This is a genomic window from Pelagibacterium sp. (genome assembly GCF_035555455.1).
In the GTDB taxonomy this organism is placed as follows: Bacteria; Pseudomonadota; Alphaproteobacteria; order Rhizobiales; family Devosiaceae; genus Pelagibacterium.
This window is the reverse complement of sequence record NZ_DATMGM010000068.1, coordinates 15955-40487: the sequence shown is the minus strand read 5'-3', so window position 1 is coordinate 40487 and position 24533 is coordinate 15955. Positions and strand designations below refer to the sequence as shown.

Annotated in this window: 28 protein-coding genes and 1 tRNA gene; 18 read left to right on the top strand and 11 right to left on the bottom strand. The window is 61.6% G+C overall.

Translation table 11 applies throughout. The features are described 5' to 3' along the window. Positions 1-410 (bottom strand): Rossmann-fold NAD(P)-binding domain-containing protein (locus tag VNS12_RS14590; protein WP_473964703.1); only part of this gene is annotated, 410 nt, incomplete at its 3' end. Between the two features lie 217 nt (positions 411-627). Here VNS12_RS14590 and VNS12_RS14585 point away from each other — a divergent pair. Continuing rightward, positions 628-1191, top strand: a complete 564-nt coding sequence (locus VNS12_RS14585) for an SH3 domain-containing protein (protein WP_325488581.1) — start codon at positions 628-630, stop codon at positions 1189-1191. Between the two features lie 17 nt (positions 1192-1208). Here VNS12_RS14585 and irrA read toward each other — a convergent pair whose 3' ends face one another. Further along, a complete protein-coding gene (irrA, locus tag VNS12_RS14580) occupies positions 1209-1658 on the bottom strand; it encodes an iron response transcriptional regulator IrrA (RefSeq protein WP_325488580.1) in 450 nt (149 codons plus the stop codon). A gap of 301 nt (positions 1659-1959) precedes the next feature. Here irrA and hpf point away from each other — a divergent pair, with 301 nt between their 5' ends. After that, entirely contained in the window at positions 1960-2529 is a 570-nt protein-coding gene (gene hpf / locus VNS12_RS14575) for a ribosome hibernation-promoting factor, HPF/YfiA family (protein WP_325488579.1), read from the top strand. 104 nt (positions 2530-2633) lie between these two features. Further along, the gene (ptsN, locus tag VNS12_RS14570) at positions 2634-3101 is read left to right on the top strand and encodes a PTS IIA-like nitrogen regulatory protein PtsN (RefSeq protein WP_325488578.1); all 468 of its coding nucleotides are present in this window, start codon (positions 2634-2636) and stop codon (positions 3099-3101) included. A 147-nt stretch (positions 3102-3248) separates the two neighbouring features. On the opposite strand, the gene VNS12_RS14565 is transcribed toward ptsN, so the two are convergent. Continuing rightward, positions 3249-3551, bottom strand: coding sequence for a DUF1150 family protein (locus VNS12_RS14565; RefSeq protein WP_325488577.1), 303 nt, complete (start codon positions 3549-3551; stop codon positions 3249-3251). A 13-nt stretch (positions 3552-3564) separates the two neighbouring features. Continuing rightward, positions 3565-3987: an Hsp20 family protein gene (locus VNS12_RS14560; RefSeq protein WP_325488576.1), complete on the bottom strand. Its 423-nt coding sequence runs from the start codon at positions 3985-3987 to the stop codon at positions 3565-3567. 117 nt (positions 3988-4104) lie between these two features. Here VNS12_RS14560 and VNS12_RS14555 point away from each other — a divergent pair, with 117 nt between their 5' ends. The 3 genes from VNS12_RS14555 to VNS12_RS14545 all read left to right on the top strand — a co-directional run bounded on the left by VNS12_RS14555 (position 4105) and on the right by VNS12_RS14545 (position 7231). Further along, entirely contained in the window at positions 4105-4950 is an 846-nt protein-coding gene (locus VNS12_RS14555) for a glycosyltransferase family 2 protein (RefSeq protein WP_325488575.1), read from the top strand. 181 nt (positions 4951-5131) lie between these two features. Next, entirely contained in the window at positions 5132-5572 is a 441-nt protein-coding gene (locus VNS12_RS14550; RefSeq protein WP_325488574.1) for a TadE/TadG family type IV pilus assembly protein, read from the top strand. A gap of 3 nt (positions 5573-5575) precedes the next feature. Further along, on the top strand, positions 5576-7231 hold the full coding sequence (locus tag VNS12_RS14545; RefSeq protein WP_325488573.1) for a pilus assembly protein TadG-related protein: 1656 nt from the start codon (positions 5576-5578) through the stop codon (positions 7229-7231). A 27-nt stretch (positions 7232-7258) separates the two neighbouring features. Here VNS12_RS14545 and VNS12_RS14540 read toward each other — a convergent pair whose 3' ends face one another. From VNS12_RS14540 to VNS12_RS14530, 3 genes are all read right to left on the bottom strand, one after another. Then, positions 7259-7870 carry a YdeI/OmpD-associated family protein gene (locus VNS12_RS14540; RefSeq protein ID WP_325488572.1) on the bottom strand — a complete coding sequence of 204 codons (612 nt, stop codon included), beginning with the start codon at positions 7868-7870 and terminating at the stop codon, positions 7259-7261. A gap of 320 nt (positions 7871-8190) precedes the next feature. Continuing rightward, positions 8191-8266: transfer RNA gene (locus VNS12_RS14535), tRNA-Ala, on the bottom strand. 322 nt (positions 8267-8588) lie between these two features. Further along, complete coding sequence (locus VNS12_RS14530) at positions 8589-9029, bottom strand: TIGR02300 family protein (protein WP_325488571.1); 441 nt, start codon at positions 9027-9029, stop codon at positions 8589-8591. A gap of 276 nt (positions 9030-9305) precedes the next feature. Here VNS12_RS14530 and aroA point away from each other — a divergent pair, with 276 nt between their 5' ends. The 3 genes from aroA (at position 9306) to rpsA (ending at position 13209) form a co-directional block, all read left to right on the top strand. After that, a complete protein-coding gene (gene aroA, locus VNS12_RS14525; protein WP_325488570.1) occupies positions 9306-10652 on the top strand; it encodes a 3-phosphoshikimate 1-carboxyvinyltransferase in 1347 nt (448 codons plus the stop codon). Further along, complete coding sequence (gene cmk / locus VNS12_RS14520) at positions 10649-11293, top strand: (d)CMP kinase (protein ID WP_325488569.1); 645 nt, start codon at positions 10649-10651, stop codon at positions 11291-11293. The genes aroA and cmk overlap by 4 nt, the downstream gene beginning before the upstream one ends. A gap of 209 nt (positions 11294-11502) precedes the next feature. Beyond that, the gene (rpsA, locus tag VNS12_RS14515) at positions 11503-13209 is read left to right on the top strand and encodes a 30S ribosomal protein S1 (protein WP_325488568.1); all 1707 of its coding nucleotides are present in this window, start codon (positions 11503-11505) and stop codon (positions 13207-13209) included. A gap of 340 nt (positions 13210-13549) precedes the next feature. On the opposite strand, the gene VNS12_RS14510 is transcribed toward rpsA, so the two are convergent. From VNS12_RS14510 to VNS12_RS14495, 4 genes are all read right to left on the bottom strand, one after another. Then, complete coding sequence (locus VNS12_RS14510; protein ID WP_325488567.1) at positions 13550-14473, bottom strand: TIR domain-containing protein; 924 nt, start codon at positions 14471-14473, stop codon at positions 13550-13552. Positions 14474-14536: 63 nt separating this feature from the next. Next, positions 14537-15244 (bottom strand): adenylate/guanylate cyclase domain-containing protein, encoded by a 708-nt coding sequence (locus VNS12_RS14505; protein WP_325488566.1) that lies wholly within the window; start codon positions 15242-15244, stop codon positions 14537-14539. 280 nt (positions 15245-15524) lie between these two features. Next, the gene (locus VNS12_RS14500; RefSeq protein WP_325488565.1) at positions 15525-16394 is read right to left on the bottom strand and encodes a division plane positioning ATPase MipZ; all 870 of its coding nucleotides are present in this window, start codon (positions 16392-16394) and stop codon (positions 15525-15527) included. Between the two features lie 121 nt (positions 16395-16515). Beyond that, the gene (locus tag VNS12_RS14495; RefSeq protein WP_325488564.1) at positions 16516-17724 is read right to left on the bottom strand and encodes an MFS transporter; all 1209 of its coding nucleotides are present in this window, start codon (positions 17722-17724) and stop codon (positions 16516-16518) included. A 221-nt stretch (positions 17725-17945) separates the two neighbouring features. Here VNS12_RS14495 and VNS12_RS14490 point away from each other — a divergent pair, with 221 nt between their 5' ends. The 9 genes from VNS12_RS14490 to accD all read left to right on the top strand — a co-directional run bounded on the left by VNS12_RS14490 (position 17946) and on the right by accD (position 24458). Further along, positions 17946-18449: a GNAT family N-acetyltransferase gene (locus VNS12_RS14490; RefSeq protein ID WP_325488563.1), complete on the top strand. Its 504-nt coding sequence runs from the start codon at positions 17946-17948 to the stop codon at positions 18447-18449. 41 nt (positions 18450-18490) lie between these two features. Beyond that, on the top strand, positions 18491-19432 hold the full coding sequence (gene sppA / locus VNS12_RS14485; protein WP_325488562.1) for a signal peptide peptidase SppA: 942 nt from the start codon (positions 18491-18493) through the stop codon (positions 19430-19432). A gap of 55 nt (positions 19433-19487) precedes the next feature. Beyond that, on the top strand, positions 19488-19769 hold the full coding sequence (locus VNS12_RS14480) for an integration host factor subunit beta (RefSeq protein WP_325488561.1): 282 nt from the start codon (positions 19488-19490) through the stop codon (positions 19767-19769). A gap of 52 nt (positions 19770-19821) precedes the next feature. After that, positions 19822-20172, top strand: a complete 351-nt coding sequence (locus VNS12_RS14475; protein ID WP_325488560.1) for a lipopolysaccharide assembly protein LapA domain-containing protein — start codon at positions 19822-19824, stop codon at positions 20170-20172. Beyond that, positions 20172-20828, top strand: a complete 657-nt coding sequence (locus VNS12_RS14470) for a phosphoribosylanthranilate isomerase (RefSeq protein ID WP_325488559.1) — start codon at positions 20172-20174, stop codon at positions 20826-20828. The genes VNS12_RS14475 and VNS12_RS14470 overlap by 1 nt, the downstream gene beginning before the upstream one ends. 8 nt (positions 20829-20836) lie before the next feature. After that, positions 20837-22057 carry a tryptophan synthase subunit beta gene (gene trpB, locus VNS12_RS14465; RefSeq protein WP_325488558.1) on the top strand — a complete coding sequence of 407 codons (1221 nt, stop codon included), beginning with the start codon at positions 20837-20839 and terminating at the stop codon, positions 22055-22057. A gap of 172 nt (positions 22058-22229) precedes the next feature. Then, complete coding sequence (locus VNS12_RS14460) at positions 22230-22412, top strand: hypothetical protein (RefSeq protein ID WP_325488557.1); 183 nt, start codon at positions 22230-22232, stop codon at positions 22410-22412. A 146-nt stretch (positions 22413-22558) separates the two neighbouring features. Then, positions 22559-23386 (top strand): tryptophan synthase subunit alpha, encoded by an 828-nt coding sequence (trpA, locus tag VNS12_RS14455; RefSeq protein WP_325488556.1) that lies wholly within the window; start codon positions 22559-22561, stop codon positions 23384-23386. A 76-nt stretch (positions 23387-23462) separates the two neighbouring features. Further along, entirely contained in the window at positions 23463-24458 is a 996-nt protein-coding gene (gene accD, locus VNS12_RS14450) for an acetyl-CoA carboxylase, carboxyltransferase subunit beta (protein WP_325488555.1), read from the top strand. The last annotated feature ends 75 nt before the right edge of the window (positions 24459-24533 follow it).

Here is a 24533-nt window from a genome sequence, read left to right as displayed (position 1 = left end):
CCGACGATACCCAGCGCCTTGCCGCCCAGCCGCCGGCCCAGCATCCAGGTCGGCGACCACCCCGGCCAGGTTCCATCCTGAAGCAGCACCTGGGCGCCTTCGGTCAGACGGCGCGGCACGGCCAGAATCAGTGCCATCGCCATATCGGCGGTGTCCTCGGTCAGGACCGAAGGCGTATTGGTGACGGTGATTCCCGCCGCATGTGCGGCCTCGATGTTGATATTGTCGAACCCGTTCCCGAACTGGGCGATCATTTTCACCGAACTGGGCATCTGCGCGATGATGGCCGAATCGATGCGGTCGGTGAGGCAGGAGACCAGAACCTCTGCCCCGTGCAGGGCCGCCAGCAGATCGGACGGATCCCGGGGCGTGTCGGTCTCGTTGAACCTGACGTCGAACAAGGCGGCCATTCGGGCCTCCACCGGCTGCGGCAGCCGACGGGAAACGACGATTTTCGCCCGTTTTCGGGTCACGCGATCACCATGTTTGCGTTCTGGCTCCGGCAACGGTGGTTCAAACTTTCAGCGACCATTAAGATCGCGGCAGTACTGTTAGGCAAATTGCGACGGACTGCAAAGCCCCACCGGGTGCGTTCGCGCTGCCATTGTCATGTCCAGGACTACCCCGTTGCGTTTTCAGTTTGTGTTCCGTGTCGTTCTCGTGTGTGCCATGGCGCTGGCCGGAGGGGGCATGTCCGGCGTTCCGGCTCAGGCGCAAACCGCTTCGGTGGGTCCGTCCAGCGGGCTGCCGATGCCGCGGTTCGTTTCGGTGCGCAATGCTCCCACCAATGTTCGCGTCGGCCCCGGAACGCAATATGACGTTGCCTTCACGTTCCTTCGCGCCGGCGTTCCCGTCGAGATTGTTCAGGAATTCGACACCTGGCGCAAGATTCGCGATGTGGAGGGCGACGAGGGCTGGGTGCACCAGAATCTGGTGGTCGGCAACAGGACCGCGCTGATTGCGCCCTGGCAGGAGGATAGCCCTGTCGCTTTACGTAGCAATAGCGGTGCAGACGCGCGCGTGCGGGCCTGGCTGTCGCCGCGCATGCTGGTGTCGGTGCGCTCGTGCAACGGTGAGGCCTGTGAGGTCCGGCTCAATCATGCCGACCCCGACGGCAGGGCGGTTACCTGGCAGGGCTATGTGCCCCAGGATGCGCTCTGGGGCGTCTATGCGGGTGAAATCATCGACTAACGCAGACGTGCCTGCACCTATTGGCGCGGCGTTACTTTTTTGACCCGGACGATCACGTCCACATGGGTGACGGCCATGCCGTCTGGAGCGTCGGGAATCCCTGCGATCTTGATCGAATCCGAGGGGATGTCCTCGATCCTTTGCTCGTCCTCGATAAAGAAATGATGGTGATCTGTGGTATCGGTGTCGAAATAGGACCGCGCAGCGTCCACCGATATTTCCCGCAAAAGACCAGCCTGCCGGAACTGATGCAGCGAATTGTAGATGGTTGCGAGCGAAACCTGGACGCCGGCCGCGTCGGCTTCGGTGCGCAATTGTTCGGCGTTGACGTGGCGATGAGGCCCGGAAAACAGCAATTCCGCCAGCGCCAGCCGCTGGCGGGTCGGCCGCAGCCCGGCCATGCGCAGCACAGCCATAAGGCAGGGGCCGCGTGAGGGGTGCGCCTCGGCCCGTATCGATGCAGTCATTGGCGTTTTTTATTCGTTGTTGCAAGGTGTGGACAAACTATAGCCCCCCGGGCCCGCCGAAACAAGAAGCCCCGGTTTCGCGTCAATTCGGCTGGATTGATACGCGTCGGATCGTAAAGGCCGGCAGGTTCGGGGCATGGTGCCCAGCACTGATTTGTCCACCGTCAAGACCGGAAACTGACCGCACGACACCGGATGCGATTGCCAAGCGTCAGTTAACGGGGCTAGACTCGATCCTGCCCGGAGCACGATTGGGCGCTACGCCTTGGCCGGGCGACCGTAACCAGACCAAGAGGTCATCATGAGCTTGCGCGTATCTGGCAAAAACATGGACGTCGGCGAAACGCTTCGTGGGAAGGCAACCGACCGGTTCAATGCCGTTGTCGGCAAATATTTCGATGGCGGATATGATGGGCATCTAACCCTCGAACCCGAGGGGATCGGGTTTCGGGCCGATTGCCTGATCCATCTCGATACCGGTGTCGTCCTGCAGGCTTCCGCCAAGGCTGTGGATCCGACTGCCGCTTATGAAGACATGGCGACCCATATCGAAAAGCGGTTGCGACGCTACAAGCGCAAGCTCAAGAACCATCGTCGGCTCGCCAATGGCGACAGCGGCGGCTATGCTGCCTATATCCTGGCCGCGCCCGACGACGAAATCGAACTCGACGAAGATTTCGCGCCACCGGTCATTGCCGAAAGCACGCAAAGCCTGCGAACGATGAGCGTGGGCGAGGCCGTCATGGAGCTGGATCTGGCGCAATCCGATGTCATTGTGTTCCGCCATGCTGGACATGGGGGCATGAATGTGGTTTACCGCCGGGCCGACGGGAACATCGGATGGATTGATCCGGCCCTGTCGGGCACTTGACGCGCATTGCCCCCATACAGTTGCAAAGGACAATTGGAATGGCGCGGGCCCAGCCGGGATGGCCAGGCCGTCATCACAGCAAACAGCACCACAAGGTTATCTCAATGGAACTTGCTGACATTCTGTCGCAGGACTCTATCATTGCCTGCGCTAAGGTCGCGAGCAAACGCCAGCTTCTCCAGCAACTCGCCGATCGTGCATCCGAAATCGCGGGCATTGACGCCCAGTTGGTGTTCGAAACACTTTTGAGCCGCGAACAGCTTGGCTCGACTGGTCTGGGCAATGGCATTGCCATCCCCCACGGCAAGATCAAGGGCCTTCCCGGCGTTGTCGCCGTGTTCGCCCGCCTCGCTCAGCCGATCGATTTCGATTCCGTCGATGATCAGCCGGTTGATCTGGTGGTCATGCTTTTGGCGCCGGAGGGATCCGGCGCCGATCATCTCAAGGCTCTCAGTCGCGTCGCGCGGCTGTTACGGGCCGAAGGGGTGGTGGATCAGCTTCGCTCAACGCGCGACGAAACCAGACTGCGCGAAATCCTGACGACGCCGCTCGAAGCGATCAATGCTGCCTGAGCGGCACGAGGACTGACATTTCGTCCATATGGCGTTTTGTGAGCGCGTGGCTGTCGGCCACGCGCTTTGAGGACGCAAAAAGTCGCAAGGGTTCTTGACCGGCCTGTCCACCATCAGGCGACGTAACGCTTCCGGTCACATCCCCATTTAGTGCAGGGTCGCCAACTGCACCTCGTGGCCATCGATCCAATCGATGATGGCTTCACGTGAATCAGCGATCAGGACCGGCGCGCCGTCTGCGCTCATCAGCAGTTCGAGCCTTTGATCGGCGGGTGCCATCGCGGCTTGTGGAATAAATTCGGCGAGATTGCCGGCATCCATCTGGCGCCAGAACACGACATCCCCGGCCCCGAGCGCGGCGAACTGGGCGGCCGTCAGGGTGCGAAGCGCTTCGGCTGCGTGCCCTGAATGGGCATCGCTGAAGGCAGGTTTTTCAAGTGGCTTGTTCATAACGCATACCTTTCTACTCGACCGACCTGATGTCGATACGGCGCGTCACCGGGTGGGTGATGGGCCGGTACACGGTGATAACGAGAAGACCGTCCCGCAGTTCGGCCCCTTCGATCTTCATGCCGTCCGCCAAAAGGAAAGTCCGCTGAAACTGCCTGGCGGCAATGCCGCGATGCAGATATTCACGCGCACCGTTTTCCGTCTGTCGGCCCCGCACGATAAGCTGATTATCCTCTCCAATCACTTCGAGATCGTTACGCGAGAAACCCGCGACGGCAATAGCGATCCTATAGGTTTCATCCCCGTTATCGGCGGTCGCCCGTTCGATATTGTAGGGAGGATAGCCTTCAGAGGCCCGTTGCAGCCGGTCGAGACGCTCCTCGAAGGCGTCGAATCCGAGCAGGAAGGGAGCGGAAAACAGCGATATCCGTGTCATCGGTCGTTCATGTCCTTGATAGTCAAGCAACATCCCGGAGCTGACCCAATTGAAGCGGCGTCATTACCGGTTGGCTATGATATGGGTTACCCGACCATCCGTTCAAGGGAGCCTGGGGTGAACCCGATTGCGCCAGTGTCCGTTGTCATGCCTGCCTATGGCGCCGAGGCGACCATTGCGCGCGCGGTTTCTTCGGTGCTGAGCCAGCAGGGTGTTGAATTTGAACTGATAATCGTTGCCGACGACGAGACCGATTACCAAGCCGTGCTTGGCGCCGCGGGCATCGCAGACCGCCGGATTCGCTATCTCGACAGCGGGCTGATTGGCGGCGGCTCGCCCCCCGCGCGCAATGTCGGGCTCGATGCGGCGCGCTTTGACGTGGTGGCGATCCTGGATGCGGATGATGGGTTCAGGCCGGAGAAGCTGACAGCGATGGTGCCGTTGGCCCAGCGGTATGGGCTGGTGTCGTGTGCGCTGGACGTGGCCTTGCCCGATGGCACCGCGCTGCGGCGGGTGGGCGTGGGAGAGGACAAAATCCTCACGCCAGGGGACTACAAATTCACCAATTTTTCCATGGATTCGATGCTGGTCCATGACCGTCGCCGGGCTGATCCGCGCTATGATCCGGGGTTGCCCTGTCTCACGGATCTCGATTTTCTTTTAAAGATTTTTGCAACGATTCCAGCATGTTACCATGTCGGAATGCCCTTGCACACTTATGTGAAACTGCCGGTTTCGGTGTCAAATGGACCCGGGGTGACCGAGCGGATGGTGGCGACAAAGCGTCTGTTGCGGCAGCGGTTAAGGGATGGGTTCTACCCTCTGGCCGACGCCGCAGGGGGTGCTGGAATCGATCGGTTTCTGGCCATTTCGCTGGCGGCGGAGCAAAGTTTTGCCCCGCGAGAGGGGGCCAATCCGCCCGATCTGTTCGAGGATCATATCGAGCCGATGCTTCCAATTTAGGCCAAAAGATGGCTGGCAGATTGCCAAACCTTTAATGCGGTTGAGGTGCAATTGGCTGGAAGATCGAGACCTGCAATCTGCGCATATCTCCCACTCGTAGTTCACTCAGGAGCGCTAGCAACCATGTCGCAGTGAGTGCAATGCGACGCTGTGCGGGAAGGGGCAGGAAAGGAACCGCAAGATGGCCCTTTGGGAACGCTACAAGTCATTGCTTGCCCGGGACTGTCGAGGGGCCTCTGCTGTTGAGTTTGCGCTGGTGACGCCGGTGTTCCTGCTGCTGGTGTTTGGCGCGCTGGCCTATGGAATCTATTTCGGCGCGGCCCACTCGGTGCAGCAATTGGCCGCCGATGCGGCGCGGGCGGCGGTGGCGGGATTGAACGTCACCGAGCGGGCGACGCTGGCGGTGTCCTTCATCGATGCCAATGGCGGTGCTTATGTGCTGATCGACCCGACCCGGCTGGAGCTGGACGCGGGGCCAAGCGGAACGGATCCGGACCAGTTCACCGTGGCGCTGTCGTATGACGCATCGACGTTGCCGATCTGGAACCTTTACCCTCCCATTCCACTGCCAAACTCAAAAATCATCACGTTTACCTCCACCATCCGCAATGGCGGAGTGTGAGCCGTGTTTGGCCTTTTGCGACGGTTTTCCGGGGAAAGCTCGGGCAACATTGCAACGCTGTTTGCGTTGCTCTCGCCGCTGCTGATTGCCGTGGCTGCCTTTGCCGTGGACGAGGCGTCGCTGCATCTGGAAAAACGCCGCCTGCAATCGGTGGCCGATCTGGCGGCGATCTATGCCGCCGCAGAGCCCTCCAACGCCGCTGAGCGCGCGGCGCTGTCAATTGCCGATGCCAAATACCCCACGCCACTCGACTCTGTCCTCGTCCAGACAGGCCGCTACACGGCAGACGCAAACCTGTCCCCGAGCCAGCGCTTCAAACTGGATGCCGGGCCGGCCAATGCGGCGCGCGTGAGTTTGCAGCAAACCGGGCGCGTGTATTTTGCTTCGGTGCTCGGATTCCCGCCGCCCACCATCGGGGTGACGGCGACCGCCAGCGCCACGCCCCGCGTTGCCTGGTCGATCGGCTCGCGCCTTGCTCGCCTCGATGGGGGCATGCTCAACGCCGTTCTGGGCGGCTTGCTGGGTACCGAACTGTCTCTTTCGCTGCTCGACTACCAAGCGATCGCCGGCGTGGACGTGAAGCTGCTCGATTTCCTCGATGCGCTGGCCGGAGAGGTGGGGCTGTCGGTGGGAACCTATTCCGATCTGCTCCATGCCGATGTCGCTCTGGCCGATATTGTCGCCGCTCTCGATGTCGCCTCAGGCGGCAATGCGGTGCTCGCGCAGCTGGCCGGGCCGATCAATGATTCGATCATGGTGGAAATGGCCCGGCTGATCGTGGCCGACGGGCTCGCCAATCTGGCGATCGGCACGTCGGCAGCGGTTGAAGCGCAGGTCAATGCCCTGAACCTTTTGACCGCCGCCGCACTGATTGCCGACGGCGAGCGCCACATCAAGCTGGCACTGGGGCTCACTCTCCCCAACGTGACCGGGATCGACGTGTCTCTCGTTGTTGGTGAGCCCCCTCAGACCGGCTGGTTTACCTTGTCGGGTGAGGGCGCGTATTTGCGGACGGCGCAGACCCGGTTGCGGATCGATATTTCGCTGCTCAGCGACGGCGGAATATTCGGCCTGCTGGCGATCAAATTGCCCATCTATGTGGAGCTTGCTCCAGCGGAAGCGCACGTCTCAAGCTTGACCTGCCCGCCCGGTCGGCCTGATCTTGCCCACACGATCATTCTTGCCCGGCCCGGCGTTTTGCGGCTGGCGGTGGGCGAGACACCAGCCGCAGCGTTTCTCGACACCAGGTCGCCTTTGGTGGTCAAACGCACTGGGCTCGTCAATGTGTTGTCTGGAGTGGCAAGGGTGTCTGCTCTGGCGGACGTTTCCATGCAGCAATCGAGCCCGCAGCCGCTGTATTTTTCTGCTGGCGATGCGCGCAATGGGGTGGTTCAATCCGTTAAAACCACGACGCCGGTTAGCAGCCTGACCGCCTCGCTGCTCGGCAACCTGAACCTGAAACTGGAAATTCTCTCAATAAATTTGCTGGGTAATCTTTTGTCCGGGGTTCTGGGCATCGTCGGCGGTCTGATCACGCCGCTGGCAGGGCCGCTCGATGACGTGCTGATCACCTTGTTCGATGCCCTGGGAATTGCGGTGGGTGAAGTCGATGTCAGGGTTCTGGGCTTTGACTGCCGCAATGCCGCGCTGGTGCAGTAAGAGGGCGCAAGCAGGTGGGGGAATCGATCAGCCGCCCGGCTTGCCCTTGCCATTGGGATGGAGCGTCTCGCCCCTGGCCAGCATGGCGACGAATTTTTCAATATTTTTCGCGCGCGTCTCTGCCTTTTTCACGCCGTTGATCCGGAACATCAGCGCAAAGAGATTGGCCCTGTTGAGCGTCCCAAAGGTTTCGAGAGCCTCGGGCACGGCTGCGATGGCGGTGAGAAAATCGGCGGGCATCTCCATCTCCGCCCCCGAGGCATAGGCCGCGTCCCAGCGCCCATCAGCTTTCGCCGCCTCGATCTGGGCCAGACCCGGCGCGGCCATCAGGCCGTCTTCGATCAGCTTTTCAGCGTGGCGTGTATTGATTCGGCTCCAGATCGATTTTTTCCGCCGGGGAGTGAAGCGCAGGAGGAAAGAGATGTCATCGTGCTTTTTCTTGATGCCGTCGATCCAGCCCCAACTGAGCCCGGCCCGCACCGCATCCTCATAGGACAGGGTTTCGATCCCCGATCCCTTCTTGAAGAACTGCACCCAGACCTCGTCCCACGCATCGCCATGCTGAGCCAGCCAATCATAGAACGTCCTGAAATCGGCGAACGGACGGATTTTGTCAGGATCAGGAACGATGGGCGGCATGGGCAATGTCCTCGGAGAGCATCCACCCTACCGCCAACTTGCCGCCCCGCAAAGGCCGCGCCTGCGGCGAGCGGTACGGCGCGTGAGAAACAAGGCCGCGACCGCGGCCCGCGCGACGTTTCGCGCGCCCCATCGGAGCGCCAGAGAGCTGCATAGCGCGGCTTTAGCGCGTCATGCTGCGAACGATACGGCGCGTGAGATAAAGAAAATGGTGAGCGGAATATCCGTGAACCGGAACAAGGCCGCGACGGCGGCCCGCGCACCGTTGCGCGCCCTATCGGAGGCGTGAGCGAAGCGAACTGCCGTGAAATAAAAAGAAATGGTGGAGCCAAGCGGGATCGAACCGCTGACCTCCTGCATGCCATGCAGGCGCTCTCCCAGCTGAGCTATGGCCCCTTCCGGTGGTTGCGTCCGAGCCGGACCAAAGGTCCGCGGCGCAAGCCTGGGTGGTTCGTCAGATGCCCTGACCGAACGGGCGCGAACCTAAGTGAGACTGCCGGACGAAGCAAGAGCAATTTTGCCCGTTCAGCAAATTTTCTGAAAATCCGCGTAAAGCCTTGTTTTGGGGCGCTGCGCAGCGTTTTCAACGGTCGGTAACCTGTCTCGTATCCGGGTCGAGGCGACGCGTCAATACGAGGTTTTTATTGCGAGTCGCGCTGGTGACGCGACCCGCCGGATCACAGTAGCAAAAGCGCAAATTGCTTTTGCCACGAACGCCTTAGCGCTCGTCGTCTTCGTCGACTTCGACGTCAAAGGAAATTTCGTCGTCTTCATCGTCGGTTTCAAGGAAGGTGTCGTCGTCGTCGCCGCCCAGTTCCTCGTCGACTTCGACGTCCTCGACATCGGGAATGTCGTCTTCGGCCTCATCATCGTCGTCGTCATCATCCTCGGCGTCGTCGAGAGAGATGACTTCGGCGCCGGCCTCTTTGGCGGCGACATCGATGTCGGCTTCTTCGGTTTCCTCTTCTTCGTCCTCATCCTTGTTCTTGCGCTCCTTGGCGCCGAACTTGACGGCGGCCTTTTCCTGGGCCGCTTCGAAGAAGCTCAAGGGATAGGATTTACCCGTATAAGGAGAAACCACGGGGTCCTTGTTGAGATCGTAGAACTTCCGGCCTGTCACCGGGCATGTCCGCTTGGTACCGCGTTCGTCACTGGCCAAGGCAATTCCCCATTCATCGCGAGCTGTCGGGTTTGGGTATATGGGCGCTGTGCCCGCCTTGCCAAACCGCGCATGTCCGGACGCTCCGGGCACCCGTCATGGACCAACCGGACCGTGACGCAGGCGCTTGATGACGGCAAGGGTGCGCCGCTCTAAGCCGAATAGTTCGGCCCTGTCAACGCAAAAGGGCACCGCTTACGCTCTCGTTGGCAGGCAAGGGCGATCATGCTAAGCCCGGCACAAATTTCGATGGCCCTGTTTTTCGAGGACTTGCCCATGTCCCTTACCTCTTCGCCCCGTCCCCTTGCCAGCCACAACAAAGGGGCGCTGACCGGCACGATCCGCGTTCCGGGTGACAAATCCATTTCCCACCGGGCCATGATGTTCGGGGCGATGGCGCTGGGCCGCACGACGGTTTCCGGCCTGCTCGATGGCGACGACGTGCTGGCCACCGGGGCGGCCATGGTCGCGCTGGGCGCCAAGGTGGAACGGGTCGGTGCCCAGTGGCAGATCGACGGCGTCGGCGTGGGCGGCTTTACCGAGCCGCAGGCCGATCTCGATTTCGGCAATGCCGGAACCGGCGCGCGGCTCACCATGGGGCTGGTCGGGGCCTATCCCTTCACCACGCGGTTTGTTGGCGATGCGTCGCTGTCCTCGCGCCCCATGAAGCGGGTGCTCGATCCGCTGCGCGCCATCGGGGTCGAGGTGGTCGAGCATCACGACAACCGCATGCCGATCGCCCTGCGCGGCCCCAAGACGCCGTCGCCGATCGACTATCGGGTGCCGATGGCGTCGGCGCAGGTGAAATCCTGCGTGCTGCTGGCCGGTCTGGTGATCCCGGGAACGACGCGGGTGGTCGAGCCGATCCTCACCCGTGACCACACCGAAAAGATGCTCGAAGGGTTTGGCGCCGATATCACCATCGAGACCGACGATGAGGGCGTGCGCACCATCACGGTTCAGGGGCTGCCCGAGCTGCGCGGCCAGCATATCGAGGTGCCGGGCGATCCGTCCTCGGCGGCGTTCCCGCTGGTCGCCGCGCTGATCGTGCCGGGCTCGGACATCGTGATCGAAAACGTGCTGCTCAATCCCACCCGCACCGGGGTGATCGATACGCTCATCGAGATGGGCGGCGATATCACAATCGAGAACCGCCGGATTTCGGCGGGCGAGGAAATTGCCGATCTGCGGGTGCGCCATTCGCGGCTGAAGGGCGTGGTGGTGCCGCCCGAGCGCGCGCCTTCGATGATCGATGAATACCCGGTGCTGGCGGTGGCCGCTTCCTTTGCCGAGGGGCGGACCGAAATGACCGGGCTCGACGAGTTGCGGGTGAAGGAATCTGACCGCCTGGCGGCCGTGGCGCGCGGGCTCGAAGCCAATGGCGTGGTGTGTGAGGAGGGGCACGATTACCTCATCGTCGACGGCACGGGGAGCGTGCCGGGCGGGGGAACCGTTGCGACGCATCTCGATCACCGGATCGCCATGAGCTTTCTGGTGATGGGCATGGCGAGCGACAGACCCGTCACCGTCGATGACGACCGCATGATCGCCACCAGCTTCCCCAGCTTCATGGAGGATTTTACCCGCATGGGCGCCGGGTTTGAGGCCGGTGAGGCGAAATGATCATCGCGGTGGACGGGCCGGCGGCCTCGGGCAAGGGCACCATCGCCGCGGCGCTCGCCCGGCATTTCGGCCTGCCCTATCTCGATACCGGCCTGCTCTATCGTGCCGTGGGGCGGGCGGTGGCCGACCATATCGATGCTCCCGACATCGAAGCGCGGGCGGTTGAAGCAGCCAGTTGCATCGATCCCGATACGATCGACCCCGAAGCGCTGCTGGGAGCCGATACCGGCGTGCTCGCCTCGCGCATTGCGGTATTCCCGGGGGTGCGGGCGGCCTTGTTTGCGTTTCAGCACGATTTCGCCCGCCTGCCGGCTGGGGCAGTGCTCGACGGGCGCGATATCGGCACGACGATTGCCCCGAACGCTGACGCAAAGCTGTTCATCGTGGCCGATGCCGGGGTGCGGGCCGAACGGCGGGCCCGCCAGCTCGAATCGCGCGGGATTGTGGTGGACCGGGCGCAGATGCGCGCCGAGATCGAAGCCCGCGATGCCCGCGATGCGGCGGCGCCCCATGGCGGATTTCGCCCCGCTGCCGATGCGGTCTTGCTCGACACCACCAATTTGGATATAGAAGCCGCCATCAAGGCAGCGATCGCGCAAGTCGAAGCGGCCATGGTACGCAAGGCAGCAGGGCCCGATTAGGCGCTGCAAATCCAAACTTGCGGCCTTGGGTCGAAAAGGCTTCGCCAGGACGCCATGTTTCCTGCCTGCCCCGCATCGTATGCCGATTGCATTTTTGCGCGCCAATCCCCATCTGGGACTGGAGCGCCGCTTGCCGTATCGGCCCGACGCAAACAGACATCATCAACCTCTAACCCAATATGTTCCGGTGCACCCGGAATGGAGTTTTAATGGCCAACCAAACTGCTAGCGCAGAAGATTTTGAACAGCTGCTCTTTGAGAGCTTCCACGATATCGATCCGGTCGAAGGCACCGTCGTCAAGGGCACGGTCGTTGCCATTGAAAAGGACCTGGCGATCATCGACGTCGGTCTCAAGACCGAAGGCCGCGTGCCGATGAAGGAATTCGGCGCCGCCGGTCGCGATGGCACTATTGCCGTCGGTTCGGAAGTCGAAGTCTATGTCGACCGCGTCGAGAACGCGATGGGCGAGGCTGTCCTCAGCCGTGAGAAGGCCCGCCGCGAAGAGAGCTGGGTCCGTCTCGAAGCTTTCTACGAAAAGAACGAGAAGGTCGAAGGGCAGATCTTCAACCAGGTCAAGGGCGGCTTCACCGTCGATCTGGATGGCGCCGTGGCGTTCCTGCCGCGCTCGCAGGTGGATATCCGCCCAATCCGCGACATCGCCCCGCTGATGAACGTGCCCCAGCCGTTCCAGATTCTGAAGATGGACAAGCGCCGCGGCAATATCGTCGTGTCGCGCCGCGCCATCCTCGAAGAGAGCCGTGCCGAACAGCGTTCGGAAATCGTCCAGCAGCTCGAAGAGGGCCAGGTGGTCGAGGGTGTGGTCAAGAACATCACCGATTACGGTGCGTTCGTTGATCTCGGCGGTATCGACGGCCTGCTGCACGTCACTGACATCGCGTGGCGTCGGGTCAACCACCCCAACGAAGTGCTGTCGATCGGCGAGACCATCAAGGTCCAGATCATCCGGGTCAACCAGGAAAGCCACCGTATCTCGCTGGGCATGAAGCAGCTCCAGGCCGACCCGTGGGACGGCATCGTTGCCAAGTACCCGGTCGGGGCCAAGTTCACCGGCCGCGTCACCAACATCACCGATTACGGTGCGTTCGTGGAACTGGAGCCGGGCATCGAAGGCCTGATCCACGTTTCCGAAATGAGCTGGACGAAAAAGAACGTCCATCCGGGCAAGATCGTCTCGACCTCGCAGGAAGTCGAAGTCATGGTGCTCGAAGTCGATCCGGAAAAGCGCCGCATTTCGCTGGGCCTCAAGCAGACTCTCTCCAATCCGTGGGAAAGCTTTGCCGACAAGTTCCCGATCGGTTCGGAAATCGAGGGCGAGGTCAAGAACAAGACCGAATTCGGCCTGTTCATTGGTCTCGATGGCGATGTGGACGGCATGGTTCACCTCTCCGACCTCGACTGGAACCGTCCGGGCGAAGAAGCGCTTGAAGACTACAACCGTGGCGATATCGTCAAGGCCAAGGTCCTCGACGTGGATATCGACAAGGAGCGCATTTCGCTCGGCATCAAGCAGCTCGGCACCGATTCCTTTGCCGATGCCGCTGCGGGCTCTGATGGCCTGCGCAAGGGCGCAATCGTGACCTCGACGGTGACGGCTGTGACCGATGGTGGTGTGGAAGTGCAGATCGCCGATACCGATCTGACCGCCTTCATCCGCCGTTCGGACCTTTCGCGCGACCGCGACGACCAGCGCCCCGAGCGCTTCGCCGTGGGCGAGAAGGTCGATGCGCGCATCATCCAGTTCGACAAGAAGACCCGTCGCATTGGCCTGTCGATCAAGGCTCTGGAAATCGCTGAAGAAAAGGAAGCAGTCGCACAGTACGGTTCGTCCGACTCCGGCGCTTCGCTCGGCGACATCCTCGGCGCCGCCCTCAAGGGCCAGACCGACAAGAAGTAACACACATAGTGTGTTTGACTTTAGAAGGCTCGCGCGCCGGCGCGGGCCTTTTTTGTTGTGTGCTGGGGCTATCGGGTCTGGACTGGTGGTAGGATGGAGGTAGAAATAGGGTGGGAAGCAGGCTGGCAGCTTATGGGCGTCCAAGCACAGAAAGAGGACATTTAGGTGCTGCCGCACCCTGGGGGCGAAGCACTCCTATGACGGACGTTAAACGCGCTGAGATGCTGTTCTTAAATGCAGCCTGTGCTCACTACCCGAAATCTATTCCACAAGCGTTTGATAGCAAAACGCGCGCGGGAATGTTGGGCGTGATCTAGGGATGGAGGCTGGCTGGCGGCTTCTATCCATTGAATGGCCCCAATTCATTGAAGTGGGAACGGAGCGCGTTACATGCCGGTGCCATGATTGCCGCTGCATCTTTACCTGCTTGGTAACTGTAGGGAATGGTAGTCACACCGGCTAGGTCGCTTGGGAGCCTTACCTTATCCTCTCTCGGTTCCATCAGGATTGCACGGGTGCGACCCAACCGTCCCATGAACATGCCGAGTTCGAACACAACGTTGTCCCGCGGTGTCGGCCAGTCTTGCCCGCGGTAAAGCGTCGTATCGTCACTGTGAGCGATTGCAACTGCGAAGTCGGAATCGTCCAGTTCTGTCTCAAGAGATTCGATGGAATAACTGGCGACTTTGAATACGTCGTTAGTCCAGAGCCTTACGACGAAACCATCGTGGGCCAGCGCGTTCTGGATCGTTCGCGCGACCTCTAACGCCTCGGCGGAGGAGATGATGAACACTCTGACCTTCTCACGGTGCTGTCCTACGAGCTTATTTCGCTCGAGTAGGCGGCGGGCCAAAGTCCTCGCAATGACACGATAGATGTCGGAATATCGTGACGCCAGTTCGGACACATTCGCGCTGGTGAGCTTAGCGACGAGCGCCGTTTCCGCTGCCACAACGTCGGCAGAGCGGCGCTGCGACGGCTCGACCAACACCATCTCGCCTACGTGGTCGCCTCTTCCACGCGATGCCACATTTCGCCCATTCACTACAATCCTGAAGCTGCCTGAAACTATCAGAAACAGATCATCGTCGTCTCCTCCTTGGGAAATGATGGCTTCCCCCTCGGCGACTTCAACCAGCTCAGCTAGATCGGCCAGTTCCTCGGCGAGTTGTCGGTTACCGCTTACGATCTGTTGCTGCAGCATTGAGTCGATGAGGTTGCTATGCCCGGCATCTCCTTTGAATCGATCGACAAGTTTGTTCAATGGATATCCTCCAATATCGAGGAATAAATCTCCTCGTTGTTGTGTTCGCATCTGGCTGCAAACCTAAGGCTTCATCCAGTGGTTTGATTTATACACAGTCTCAGACTTACCAGCGAAGCTGAACGTCGTGCTCAGCCAGGCGTTTCCGCCATTATCGTCCTGCTTGGCTTTGTCATTCAGCATGTTGTAGACGCGGCTCGAAATGTAAGTGTGATAACCTGTGTCGCGTACGTCAGAGAGCTTGGCGGAGAAGCTTGCGGCCTTGCCAATCCAAATGAGATCGTTGTTGTCTCGTATCCCTGAACGGACGGCCCTAACTTCGCCCGTGTCGATTCCGGAACAATTACGAATATCGATGTCGTTGTTCTTGATTGAATCAAACTTGGCTCTAGCCTTCGGGCTAATGATCTTTCTCACTGTCCAGTGGATTTCACGCCCACAAATTGCCGCGTTGCTGTTCTTTGCATCCCCGATGAAGACCCCCATCACGCGATCGCCGTCAAAGCTCCGTATTGCACCACCGTGCTTCACGATCAGTCTGGTCGAGCAGTCCAAGAACGCTCGAATGATCTTCGCTGTAGTCGACCAAGGGCACACCGCCGACAATTTTGCCGATCCCGCCAGATCTGTATACAAAAAGGTCGCACCAATTTTGACCGCGCCGTCCTTGAGCGCAACGTCTGTGGTAGTGGGTACGACCCGTCCTTCCCGCTCATTAAAGGTAGTGCCGAACAATGTATCGACGCGTCCCTTCAAGAATTCTTCGTTCACTGACCCACCCTATTAGTAGCTCTGATGCCGGCCCGGAAAATATAGTATCTTGAACTATCGAGCATAAACGCGGCGTCTTGTAAATAGAGCGAACGGCCACCTTTTCACTCCGGTCGTCGCAAAGTCAACATTCCACTCACTGCCCCAACTTCTGCCGTCCGCAAACTGAACGAATGGCAGCTTTCGGGCGGCACCGGAACCGCTACGAACTGCAGCAATGGGGTCGGAAGCGGAAGTACAACCCGCAGTTACTCAGTTCCCGTCGTGGGCTGGCTTATCCCTACGCCGACGCTCTTGCTGAACCCTCCCCCTCATTATCCGCCCTCGGCACCGGCAGTTTGACCGGCAGGCGCAGGGCGGAGACGAGGGAGCGGTATTCGAGGCGGGCGTTGACGTGGGACATCGAGGGGGTGCTGCCCAGAAGGTCGGCGTCGAGGGGATCGAAGACGGTCATGCCCTGCGTGAACAGCGAGCGAAAAATCACCCGTTCGGCAATGCCTTCGGCCACCCGGCAGCCCAGACTGGCGGCGACTTTTTCGATTGTGGTCTGCACCTGCTCGGCGTTGCGCGAGTTCAGGTGGGAGATGCGGTTGCGCACCAGTACCCAATCGATCCCCGTGCCGGTGCGGGCCAGGCGCTCGGCGCGGGCCTTCTGGACGGTGCGTGAATAGGGGCTGGTCTGGATTGGTTCGCCGCTCTGATCGTCAATGCGGGCCAGAACGTCGAGGTCGATCATCGATTCGTTGAGCGGGGTGACCAGCGTGTCGGCCATGGCATGGGCCGTCCGCGCCAGATTGCTGTCAAAGCCCGGCGTATCGATGACGATGAAATCGACGCTTTCGCGCATGTCGGCCAGCGAACGGTCAAAGACGTTGCGTTCGGCCTGCTGGTTTTCGCTGATCGAATCGCCCCAGGCAGTGGGCACGTGCAGATGGCTGGGCAGGGGAATGTCGCGCCCGGCGCTGCGGGCCGTCTCGCGCCGGTTGCGCACATAGCGCGTCAGGGTCTGCTGCCGGCTGTCCACATCGACGGTGCCCACGCGATAGCCCTGATGCAGCAGATAGATGGCCAGATGCAGCGCGGTCGTCGATTTGCCCGAGCCGCCCTTTTCGTTGCCCACCACAATGACGTGTGCGTTCGTCTGCGACATGCCGTTCCCTTCCATCTGCTCAAGACAGGCAAGGCCCATCAATCGCCAGCATGGTTAACAGGGGCTTAAGAAATCCGCGCTGCGCCGCTCGGTCGCGCCGTTTTCAACAAGGGTTTCGGTCCTACCCCTCGTTGATTTTTGGCAGGAACCAGGTGAGCAGGCCAACCAGTGGCAGGAAAGCGCAGATCTGGAACACGGTCTGGACGCCAAGACTGTCGGCCATCGCCCCCAGGATGGCCGCCGCGATGCCGCCAAGGCCGAAATTGAGGCCATAAAACAGCCCCCCGATCAGCCCGATGCGTTTGGGCAGCAACTCCATGGCGTAGATGAGGATCGAGGCGAACGCGCTGGCCATGATGAGGTTGATCAAAACGGTCAGCGTGCCGGTCCAGAACAAATCGGCAAACGGCAGGATCAGGGTCAAGGGCAGGGGGCCAAGCACCGAAATCCAGATGATGCGGCGGCGGCCGATGCGGTCTCCGACAATGCCGCCGACCAGCACCCCGACCGCCGAGGCGACGAGGAAGATGAACAGCATCATCTGCGAGGCCGGGATCGACAGGTCGAACTTATCCATCAGGTAGAAGGTGTAAAACGAGCGGAAGCTCTCATTATAGGCGTTCTTGGAGAACATCAGCACCATCAGCACGAACAGGCCAATGCCGATGGTCAGCGGCGCATGGCGGATGGCGACATGGCCATTGGCCTCGCTGGCCGAACGCGCGGCGGAAAACTCGGCGCTGATCTGGCGCTGCTTGCTGCCCGTCCAGCCCAAAAGCAGCATGGCCATCAATGCCGCGACCGCGAACCAGGCAAGGCTGGGTTGGCCCCAGGGCACGATGACCAAAGCCGCGAACACCGGGCCCAGCGCGCCGCCCGCCTGCCCGCCGACCTGGAAAATCCCCTGCGCGAGCCCCTGGCGCCCGCCCGCGCCATAGCGCGCCATGCGGGTGGCTTCGGGGTGGAAGATCGACGAGCCGATGCCGATCAGCGCCACCGAAACGAGGATGGCGAAAAAGCTCTGGGCATAGGCAAGGCTGACCAGCCCCGAAAGCGTGAACATCATGCCCATGACGGGCGAATAGGGGGCGGGGCGGCGGTCGGTGACCATGCCGATCACCGGTTGCAGCAGGCCCCCGGCCAGCTGGAAGGTGAGGGTGATCAGCCCGATCTGGACGAAATCGAGGGCGTAGGTTTCCTGCAGGATCGGATAGACCGCCGGGATCAGCGATTGCATCAGATCGTTGAGCAGATGGGAGACGCCGAGAATGACCAGAACGGCCATATGGGTTTTCGGGCGGCCGGTGGCGGACGGGTAGGCAGTGGTCATGGCGGCGCTTTGTGTCTGGTCTGGACGGTGTCGCGGGCGCGCGACGCGTCCGGTGAGTAGCAAGGTATAGGCCAAACCGGCGCGGAACCAAAATCGGATTTTGCGGTGATGCGGGACCGGGACGGCGCGCAACATCGAAATGCCATATTGGCTTGGTGTGTCGCGCGCTGCCGGCACCAGAACCTCAAGGGTGCTGATGTCTTGAACCTTGTGGTGATCTCATGCCTGCCTGGCGTCCGCTTGTTGCTGCCGATCTTCCCGCCGTCTCCGCGATCGCGGCGAAGGTTCATCCGGACTTTCCCGAAGCCGACGCGGTGTTTGCCGACAAGCTGGAGGTCGCGCCGCAGTTCTGTTTCCTGCTGGAGCGGGAGGGGGAAAGCTTGGGCTATTGCCTCGCCCATCCGTACCGGCTTGGTGCGGTGCCGGACCTTGATGCGTTGATCACGCTGCCCGATGGCGCGCCCGATACGCTCTATATTCATGATCTTGCCTTGCTGGCCGGGGCGCGGGGCACGGGGGCGGGAGGCGCAATCGTCGACCATCTCGTCGCCGCTGCGCACCCATTCGGGGCGCTGAGTCTGGTGGCGGTCAACGGGTCGGTTCCCTTCTGGACCCGCATGGGATTTGCGCCCGACACCGATCCGAATGTGGCGCGGCAACTGGCCGGATATGGCCCGGACGCCGCCTATATGATCCGCCCGGCGGTTGCGCCGGACGCCCGATAGGGTTAGCGATCAAACGTGATAGCCATCAGACTGGATCGCCCATGACGCTCCCTGGAGATGACCACCCCGCCACAACCATTCCCGTGACCCGGGCGCTGCGGCGTTCGCGCGGGCGCTGGCGGCTGTTTGCCTTTGTGGTGCTGGCCATCGCGGTGGCGCTGGCGTTTGTCCGGCTGGTGCCGGGCTATGCCGGAACGGGGCCTGCGATCGCGCGGGTGACGATCTCGGGCACCATCGCTACCGACGCTGCCCGCACCGAACTGCTCGACAAATTGGCCAAGGATGATGACGTTGCCGCGGTGATCGTTGCCATCAACAGCCCCGGCGGCACCACGGCGGGGGGCGAAGAGCTCTATGAGACGCTGCGGCAACTCGGTGAGCAAAAGCCCGTGGTGGCAACCATCGGCGAATTGGGGGCCTCAGCAGCCTATATGGGCGCGGTGGCCACCGACCGGATTTTCGCCCGCAACCTGTCGATCGTCGGGTCGATCGGGGTGTTTTACCAGCATGTCGATGCCGGGAAATTGCTCGATACAATTGGGGTCGACCTGCAAAAAGTGGCGTCGGGAACGCTGAAAGGGCGGCCCGACTATAATGAGCCGATCACGCCCGAGGTGCGGGCCAGCCTCGAACAGCTGGTCGATTCGTCGTTTCAGTATTTCGTCGATGTGGTGGCTGAGCGGCGCGATCTGAGCCGGGCGCAAACCCTTGCGCTAGCGGATGGACGGATCTTGTCGGGCGTGATGGCGGCCCAGGCCGGGCTGGTCGATGCGATGGGAGGACAGGCCGAGGCGCGCCAGTGGCTCCAGGCCGAACACGGGATCGATACCGAACTGGCGGTTCTCGATGTATGGCCGCCACGCGGGTCGCGCGGCTGGCTCGACTTTTTGCTCGGCGCGGTCGCGGGCGCTCTGTCCGATACCGGATGGCAAGGCTTCCCGCTTGACGGGCTGGTCTCGCTTTGGCACCCTTCGTCCCGGTAAATTCTCAATGCCTGAAAAGCCATTAGCAGCTTGCCCGGGGGGCGTGCGACCAGACATGATCAAGTCCGAACTCATCGAAAAGCTTGCAGCGGAGAACCCGCATCTGTTCCACCGTGACGTGGAAAACATCGTCAACGCCATCCTCGACGAGATCGGGGACGCGCTGGCCCGGGGGGATCGGGTGGAATTGCGCGGCTTCGGCGCCTTTTCGGTCAAGAACCGTCCGGCCAGGGTAGGGCGCAACCCGCGCACCGGCGAACAGGTCGATGTGGACGAAAAATACGTGCCCCAGTTCAAGGCCGGCAAGGAAATCCGCGAGCGGCTCAACGGCGGCTGAACGCCGAGGTCATCAGGCGGATTGACGCTGGCGCAACACGAATGGAAATTCCATGCGTAAACGCATTGTCGGCTGGCTGGTGCTGGTGCCGCTGTGCCTTGTGATTCTGATTTTCGCGCTGGCAAACCGCCACATGGTGGCCGTCAATTTCAACCCGCTGGTGGCCGTCGATGAGGCCGCCCCCGGGTTCGGGGTGCCGCTGTTCCTCGTGATCTATGCGGTGCTGTTTGCCGGGATTTCCCTTGGCGGGCTGGCGGTATGGTTTACCCAGGCCGGGCACCGCCGCGAGGAAAAGCGCCTGCGGCGCGAAGCGGAAAAGCTCAAGGCGGACCTCGACCGCGTCCGGCGCGTTCCGTCACGCCCAGAGGACCCGGCCCTGCTCGCTGCTGACGACCTGATCTGATGGCCGCGCCCTTGATCAAGATTTGCGGGGTCATGACCCCGACGATCCTCGAAACGGTGATCGCCTGCGGCGCCGATATGGTCGGGTTCGTCCATTTCGCCAAGAGCCCGCGCCACCTGTCCTTTGACGCGATTGCGCCGCTGGTCGCACAGGCGGCGGGGCGGATCGAAACTGTTGTGTTGCTGGTCGATCCCACGGACGCGGACATCGAGGCGGCAGGTGCCACAGGCGTTGACTGGCTGCAATTGCACGGGCGCGAAACCACTGATCGAATCGGCGAGATCGCGGCGGTGTCGGGCCGTCGCCTGATCAAGGCGCTGCCGGTCGGAGACGCGGACGATATCGCCGTTGTGGCATCCTATGGCGCGGTGGCCGACCGGCTGATCCTCGATGCAAAGCCGCCCAAGGACGCGACCCGACCCGGCGGGCTGGGGGCGGTGTTTGACTGGAGTTTGCTCGAAGCCCTTGACCCTGGCTTGCCCTTCATGCTTTCCGGTGGCCTCAACGTCGATAACGTGTCGCAAGCGGTCAGAACCGTCCACCCCTTCGGGCTCGATGTCTCTTCGGGCGTCGAGCGCAGCAAGGGGATCAAGGACCCGGACCTGATCGCTACTTTCATCGCCCGCGCGCGACAGGCGGCACAGAACGAGGACTGATCGGAAAGATGAGCCAGACGAGCGCCAATTCCCTGCGCCAGGGGCCGGACGAGAACGGAACATTCGGAATCTATGGCGGGCGGTTCGTCGCCGAAACCCTGATGCCGCTGATCCTCGATCTGGAACAGGCGTATCGGGATGCCCAAAAGGACCCGGACTTTGCCGCTGAGCTCGAAGATTTGCGTGTCCATTTCGCCGGACGGCCTTCGCCGCTGTATTTTGCCGAGCGCATGACGGCGGAACTGGGCGGCGCCAAGATCTATTTCAAGCGCGAAGACCTCAACCACACCGGCTCGCACAAGCTCAACAACTGCCTGGGCCAGATTCTGCTCGCCAAGCGCATGGGCAAGACGCGGATCATCGCCGAGACCGGCGCTGGCCAGCACGGGGTGGCGACCGCCACCGTCTGTGCCCGGTTTGGCCTGCCCTGCACGGTCTTTATGGGGGCCACCGACGTCGAGCGCCAGATGCCCAACGTCTTGCGCATGAAAATGCTCGGGGCCGAGGTGCGGCCCGTTTCTGCCGGTGCGGGAACGCTCAAGGACGCCATGAACGAGGCGCTGCGCGACTGGGTGACCAATGTCGATACCACATATTATCTGATCGGCACCGCCGCCGGGCCGCACCCCTATCCGGAAATGGTGCGCGACTTCCAGAAGGTGATCGGCGAGGAAATCCGCGCCCAGATTCTTGAAGCCGAGGGCCGGTTGCCCGACACGCTGGTCGCCTGCATTGGCGGCGGCTCCAACGCCATCGGCACGTTCCACGATTTCCTCGACGAGCCCAATGTCGATATTATCGGCGTCGAGGCGGGCGGGCACGGGCTCGATGTTGCCAATGGCCACGCCGCTGCCATCACCGGGGGCCGCCCCGGCGTGCTGCATGGTAACCGCACCTATCTGCTCCAGGACGATGACGGGCAGATTCTGGAAGGGCACTCGATCTCGGCGGGGCTTGATTATCCCGGCGTCGGCCCCGAACATGCTTATCTGCGCGACGAGGGGCGGGTGCGCTATGTGCCGGTGACCGATACCGAAGCGCTCGATGCGTTCATGGCCTGCACCAAGCTCGAAGGCATTGTCCCCGCCCTTGAAAGCTCCCACGGGCTGGCCCATGTGATCAAGATCGCGCCGACCATGGACAAGGACGCCATCATCGTCCTGTGCGTTTCCGGACGGGGCGACAAGGACGTGGAATCGGTGGGCCGCCATCTGGGCATGGCGCTCTGACAAGAGACTTAAAGAGCGCCGGTCCTCATCTCGTGAATGCGGCCAAACCCCCGCCCCACGGGCAGCCCCGCATTTTTCGCATGGCTGGGATGCCGTTCCGGCAGTTGTAAAAAAGCGCCTCTGGCCTCATTTGTAGTGTGTACACAAGAGCACGACAAAGGAGAGACGAGCAATGGCCCGTAATAATGCTTTCGACGCAATTTCCGGTTTCTTCGGTGATATTGGTCGCGCCCGCCGCGCTTCGCACCTGTATTCGGATTTCTCCAGACTTTCCGATGATGCATTGCAGGCCCGCGGCATTGATCGCGCCGATCTGGCCCGTATCGCGTTCGACAAGGCTTTTTCCGATAAATAGCCATGATTGAACCAGAGCACTGTTAAAAAGGCACCCGACGCCAACCGGGTGCCTTTTGTTTTTGGCGGTGTTGACTTGGCCTGGTTGGTGTACTTTATCGCCCCAGAGCATCTTAGATGCGCTTCCTGTCTGATCTCGGAGTTCCCATGGGCGTCTCGCGCATAGACAAGCGGTTTGAAAAGACCCGGGCCGAAAACCGGCCTGCTTTCGTTTCCTTTCTGATGGCGGGCGACCCCGATCTGGAAACGGCGGAATCCATCCTGCACGGACTGCCGGCGGCGGGGGCCGATATCATCGAACTGGGCATGCCGTTTTCCGACCCCATGGCCGATGGCGTCGCCATCCAGCTGGCGGGGCAGCGGGCCCTGGCCGGGGGCATGAGCCTTGCAAAGACCCTGGCGCTGGTTGCCCGGTTCCGCGCAAAGGATGCCGAAACCCCCGTGGTGCTGATGGGATATTACAATCCGATCTATATTTATGGCGTCGAGCGCTTCGTCAAAGACGCGGTGGAGGCGGGTGTCGACGGGCTGATCGTTGTCGACCTGCCCGCCGAGGAGGACGACGAATTGTGTCTGCCGGCCCTGGCGGCTGGCCTCAATTTCATCCGCCTTGCCGCGCCCACCACCGATGACAAGCGGCTGGGCCGGGTGCTGACCAACGCCTCGGGCTTTGTCTATTACGTGTCGATGACCGGGATCACCGGGGCCGAGATCAAGGATCGCGGTGCCGTTGGCGATGCGGTCAACCGCATCAAGTCGCATACCCGGTTGCCGGTGGCGGTCGGGTTCGGCATCAAAAGCCCCGAGGATGCGCGGCTGATCGGGCGCGACGCCGACGGCGTGGTGGTCGGATCGGCGTTGGTCGGGGCCATCGAATCCTCGCTGAGCGAGGGCAAGGCCACGGAGCAGACCGTACCCGCTGTTCACAATCTGCTCCGCACGCTCTCTGAGGGTGCGCGCGCCGCCAGAAACTGATAGTGTTGCCACAATTGATCCCTAGATCACGTGCATGCCATGCATGTGGCCGGACCGAAACATTCAGGCTTAAGAAATGAACTGGATCGACAACCTCGTTCGCCCCAAGATTCGCTCCTTCCTCAATCGTCGTGAGGTCGCGGACAATCTGTGGGTCAAATGCCCGGAAACCGGGGAAATGGTGTTCCACCGCGATCTGGAAGCCAATCAGTGGGTGGTGCCCAATTCGGGCTATCACATGAAGATCAAGGCCGCTGACCGGCTGGCCAGTTTCTTTGACGAGGGCGAATATACCAAGCTCGACCTGCCCTCAGTCGTCGCCGATCCGCTGAAATTTCGCGACACCAAGCGCTATACCGACCGGCTCAAGGAATACCGCACCAAGACCGGTTATGAGGATTCGGTGATCATCGCCCAGGGTGACCTGTATGGCGAAAAGGTCACCGTGGGCGTTCAGGATTTCGACTTCATGGGCGGCTCGCTCGGCATGGCGGCCGGTTCGGCCATCGTCACCGGGCTCGAAGCGGCGCTCAATGCCCGCACGGCGTTCGTGATGTTTGTCGCCTCCGGCGGGGCGCGGATGCAGGAAGGCATCCTGTCGCTGATGCAGATGCCGCGCACCACCGTTGCCGTGCAGCGCCTGCGCGAGGCCGGCCTGCCTTATATCGTGGTGCTGACCAACCCCACCACCGGCGGGGTGACCGCCTCTTATGCCATGCTGGGCGACGTTCAGATCGCCGAGCCCGGCGCGCTGATCGGCTTTGCCGGCGCCCGCGTCATCGAGCAGACCATCCGCGAAAAGCTGCCCAAGGGCTTCCAGCGCTCGGAATATCTCTACGATCACGGCATGGTCGACATGGTCGTGCACCGGCACGACCTGCGCTCGACGATCGCCTCGATCATCGGGATTTTGACCAAGGCCCCGGTCAACGCCGCGCTGCCCGCGCCGCGCGCCGCTTCCGAGACGGCCGCAAGCACTGCAATCACCATGCGTGACGTGGCCATTGCGGCGGAAGGCGATGGCGACGACGATCTGCTGGCCAATCTCCCGGTCGCCGGTCACGCCGAATAGGCTGGGCGAAGGCGGCCGGACCCTTTCGCGCGCCTTCGGCCCCTCTCAATCTCTTTTCGATCAAGAAGACCGGCT

Excerpts from the sequence above, each read along its gene's own strand:
- VNS12_RS14565 (WP_325488577.1), bottom strand. The coding sequence starts at position 3,551 with ATGAACAAGCCACTTGAAAAACCTGCCTTCAGCGATGCCCATTCAGGG.
- rpsA (WP_325488568.1), top strand. The coding sequence starts at position 11,503 with ATGGCCAACCAAACTGCTAGCGCAGAAGATTTTGAACAGCTGCTCTTT.
- cmk (WP_325488569.1), top strand. The coding sequence starts at position 10,649 with ATGATCATCGCGGTGGACGGGCCGGCGGCCTCGGGCAAGGGCACCATC.
- VNS12_RS14540 (WP_325488572.1), bottom strand. The coding sequence starts at position 7,870 with ATGCCGCCCATCGTTCCTGATCCTGACAAAATCCGTCCGTTCGCCGAT.
- VNS12_RS14470 (WP_325488559.1), top strand. The coding sequence starts at position 20,172 with ATGGCCGCGCCCTTGATCAAGATTTGCGGGGTCATGACCCCGACGATC.
- VNS12_RS14500 (WP_325488565.1), bottom strand. The coding sequence starts at position 16,394 with ATGTCGCAGACGAACGCACACGTCATTGTGGTGGGCAACGAAAAGGGC.
- aroA (WP_325488570.1), top strand. The coding sequence starts at position 9,306 with ATGTCCCTTACCTCTTCGCCCCGTCCCCTTGCCAGCCACAACAAAGGG.
- trpB (WP_325488558.1), top strand. The coding sequence starts at position 20,837 with ATGAGCCAGACGAGCGCCAATTCCCTGCGCCAGGGGCCGGACGAGAAC.
- trpA (WP_325488556.1), top strand. The coding sequence starts at position 22,559 with ATGGGCGTCTCGCGCATAGACAAGCGGTTTGAAAAGACCCGGGCCGAA.
- sppA (WP_325488562.1), top strand. The coding sequence starts at position 18,491 with ATGACGCTCCCTGGAGATGACCACCCCGCCACAACCATTCCCGTGACC.
- hpf (WP_325488579.1), top strand. The coding sequence starts at position 1,960 with ATGAGCTTGCGCGTATCTGGCAAAAACATGGACGTCGGCGAAACGCTT.
- VNS12_RS14495 (WP_325488564.1), bottom strand. The coding sequence starts at position 17,724 with ATGACCACTGCCTACCCGTCCGCCACCGGCCGCCCGAAAACCCATATG.
- irrA (WP_325488580.1), bottom strand. The coding sequence starts at position 1,658 with ATGACTGCATCGATACGGGCCGAGGCGCACCCCTCACGCGGCCCCTGC.
- accD (WP_325488555.1), top strand. The coding sequence starts at position 23,463 with ATGAACTGGATCGACAACCTCGTTCGCCCCAAGATTCGCTCCTTCCTC.
- VNS12_RS14550 (WP_325488574.1), top strand. The coding sequence starts at position 5,132 with ATGGCCCTTTGGGAACGCTACAAGTCATTGCTTGCCCGGGACTGTCGA.
- VNS12_RS14480 (WP_325488561.1), top strand. The coding sequence starts at position 19,488 with ATGATCAAGTCCGAACTCATCGAAAAGCTTGCAGCGGAGAACCCGCAT.
- VNS12_RS14560 (WP_325488576.1), bottom strand. The coding sequence starts at position 3,987 with ATGACACGGATATCGCTGTTTTCCGCTCCCTTCCTGCTCGGATTCGAC.
- ptsN (WP_325488578.1), top strand. The coding sequence starts at position 2,634 with ATGGAACTTGCTGACATTCTGTCGCAGGACTCTATCATTGCCTGCGCT.
- VNS12_RS14460 (WP_325488557.1), top strand. The coding sequence starts at position 22,230 with ATGGCCCGTAATAATGCTTTCGACGCAATTTCCGGTTTCTTCGGTGAT.
- VNS12_RS14475 (WP_325488560.1), top strand. The coding sequence starts at position 19,822 with ATGCGTAAACGCATTGTCGGCTGGCTGGTGCTGGTGCCGCTGTGCCTT.
- VNS12_RS14490 (WP_325488563.1), top strand. The coding sequence starts at position 17,946 with ATGCCTGCCTGGCGTCCGCTTGTTGCTGCCGATCTTCCCGCCGTCTCC.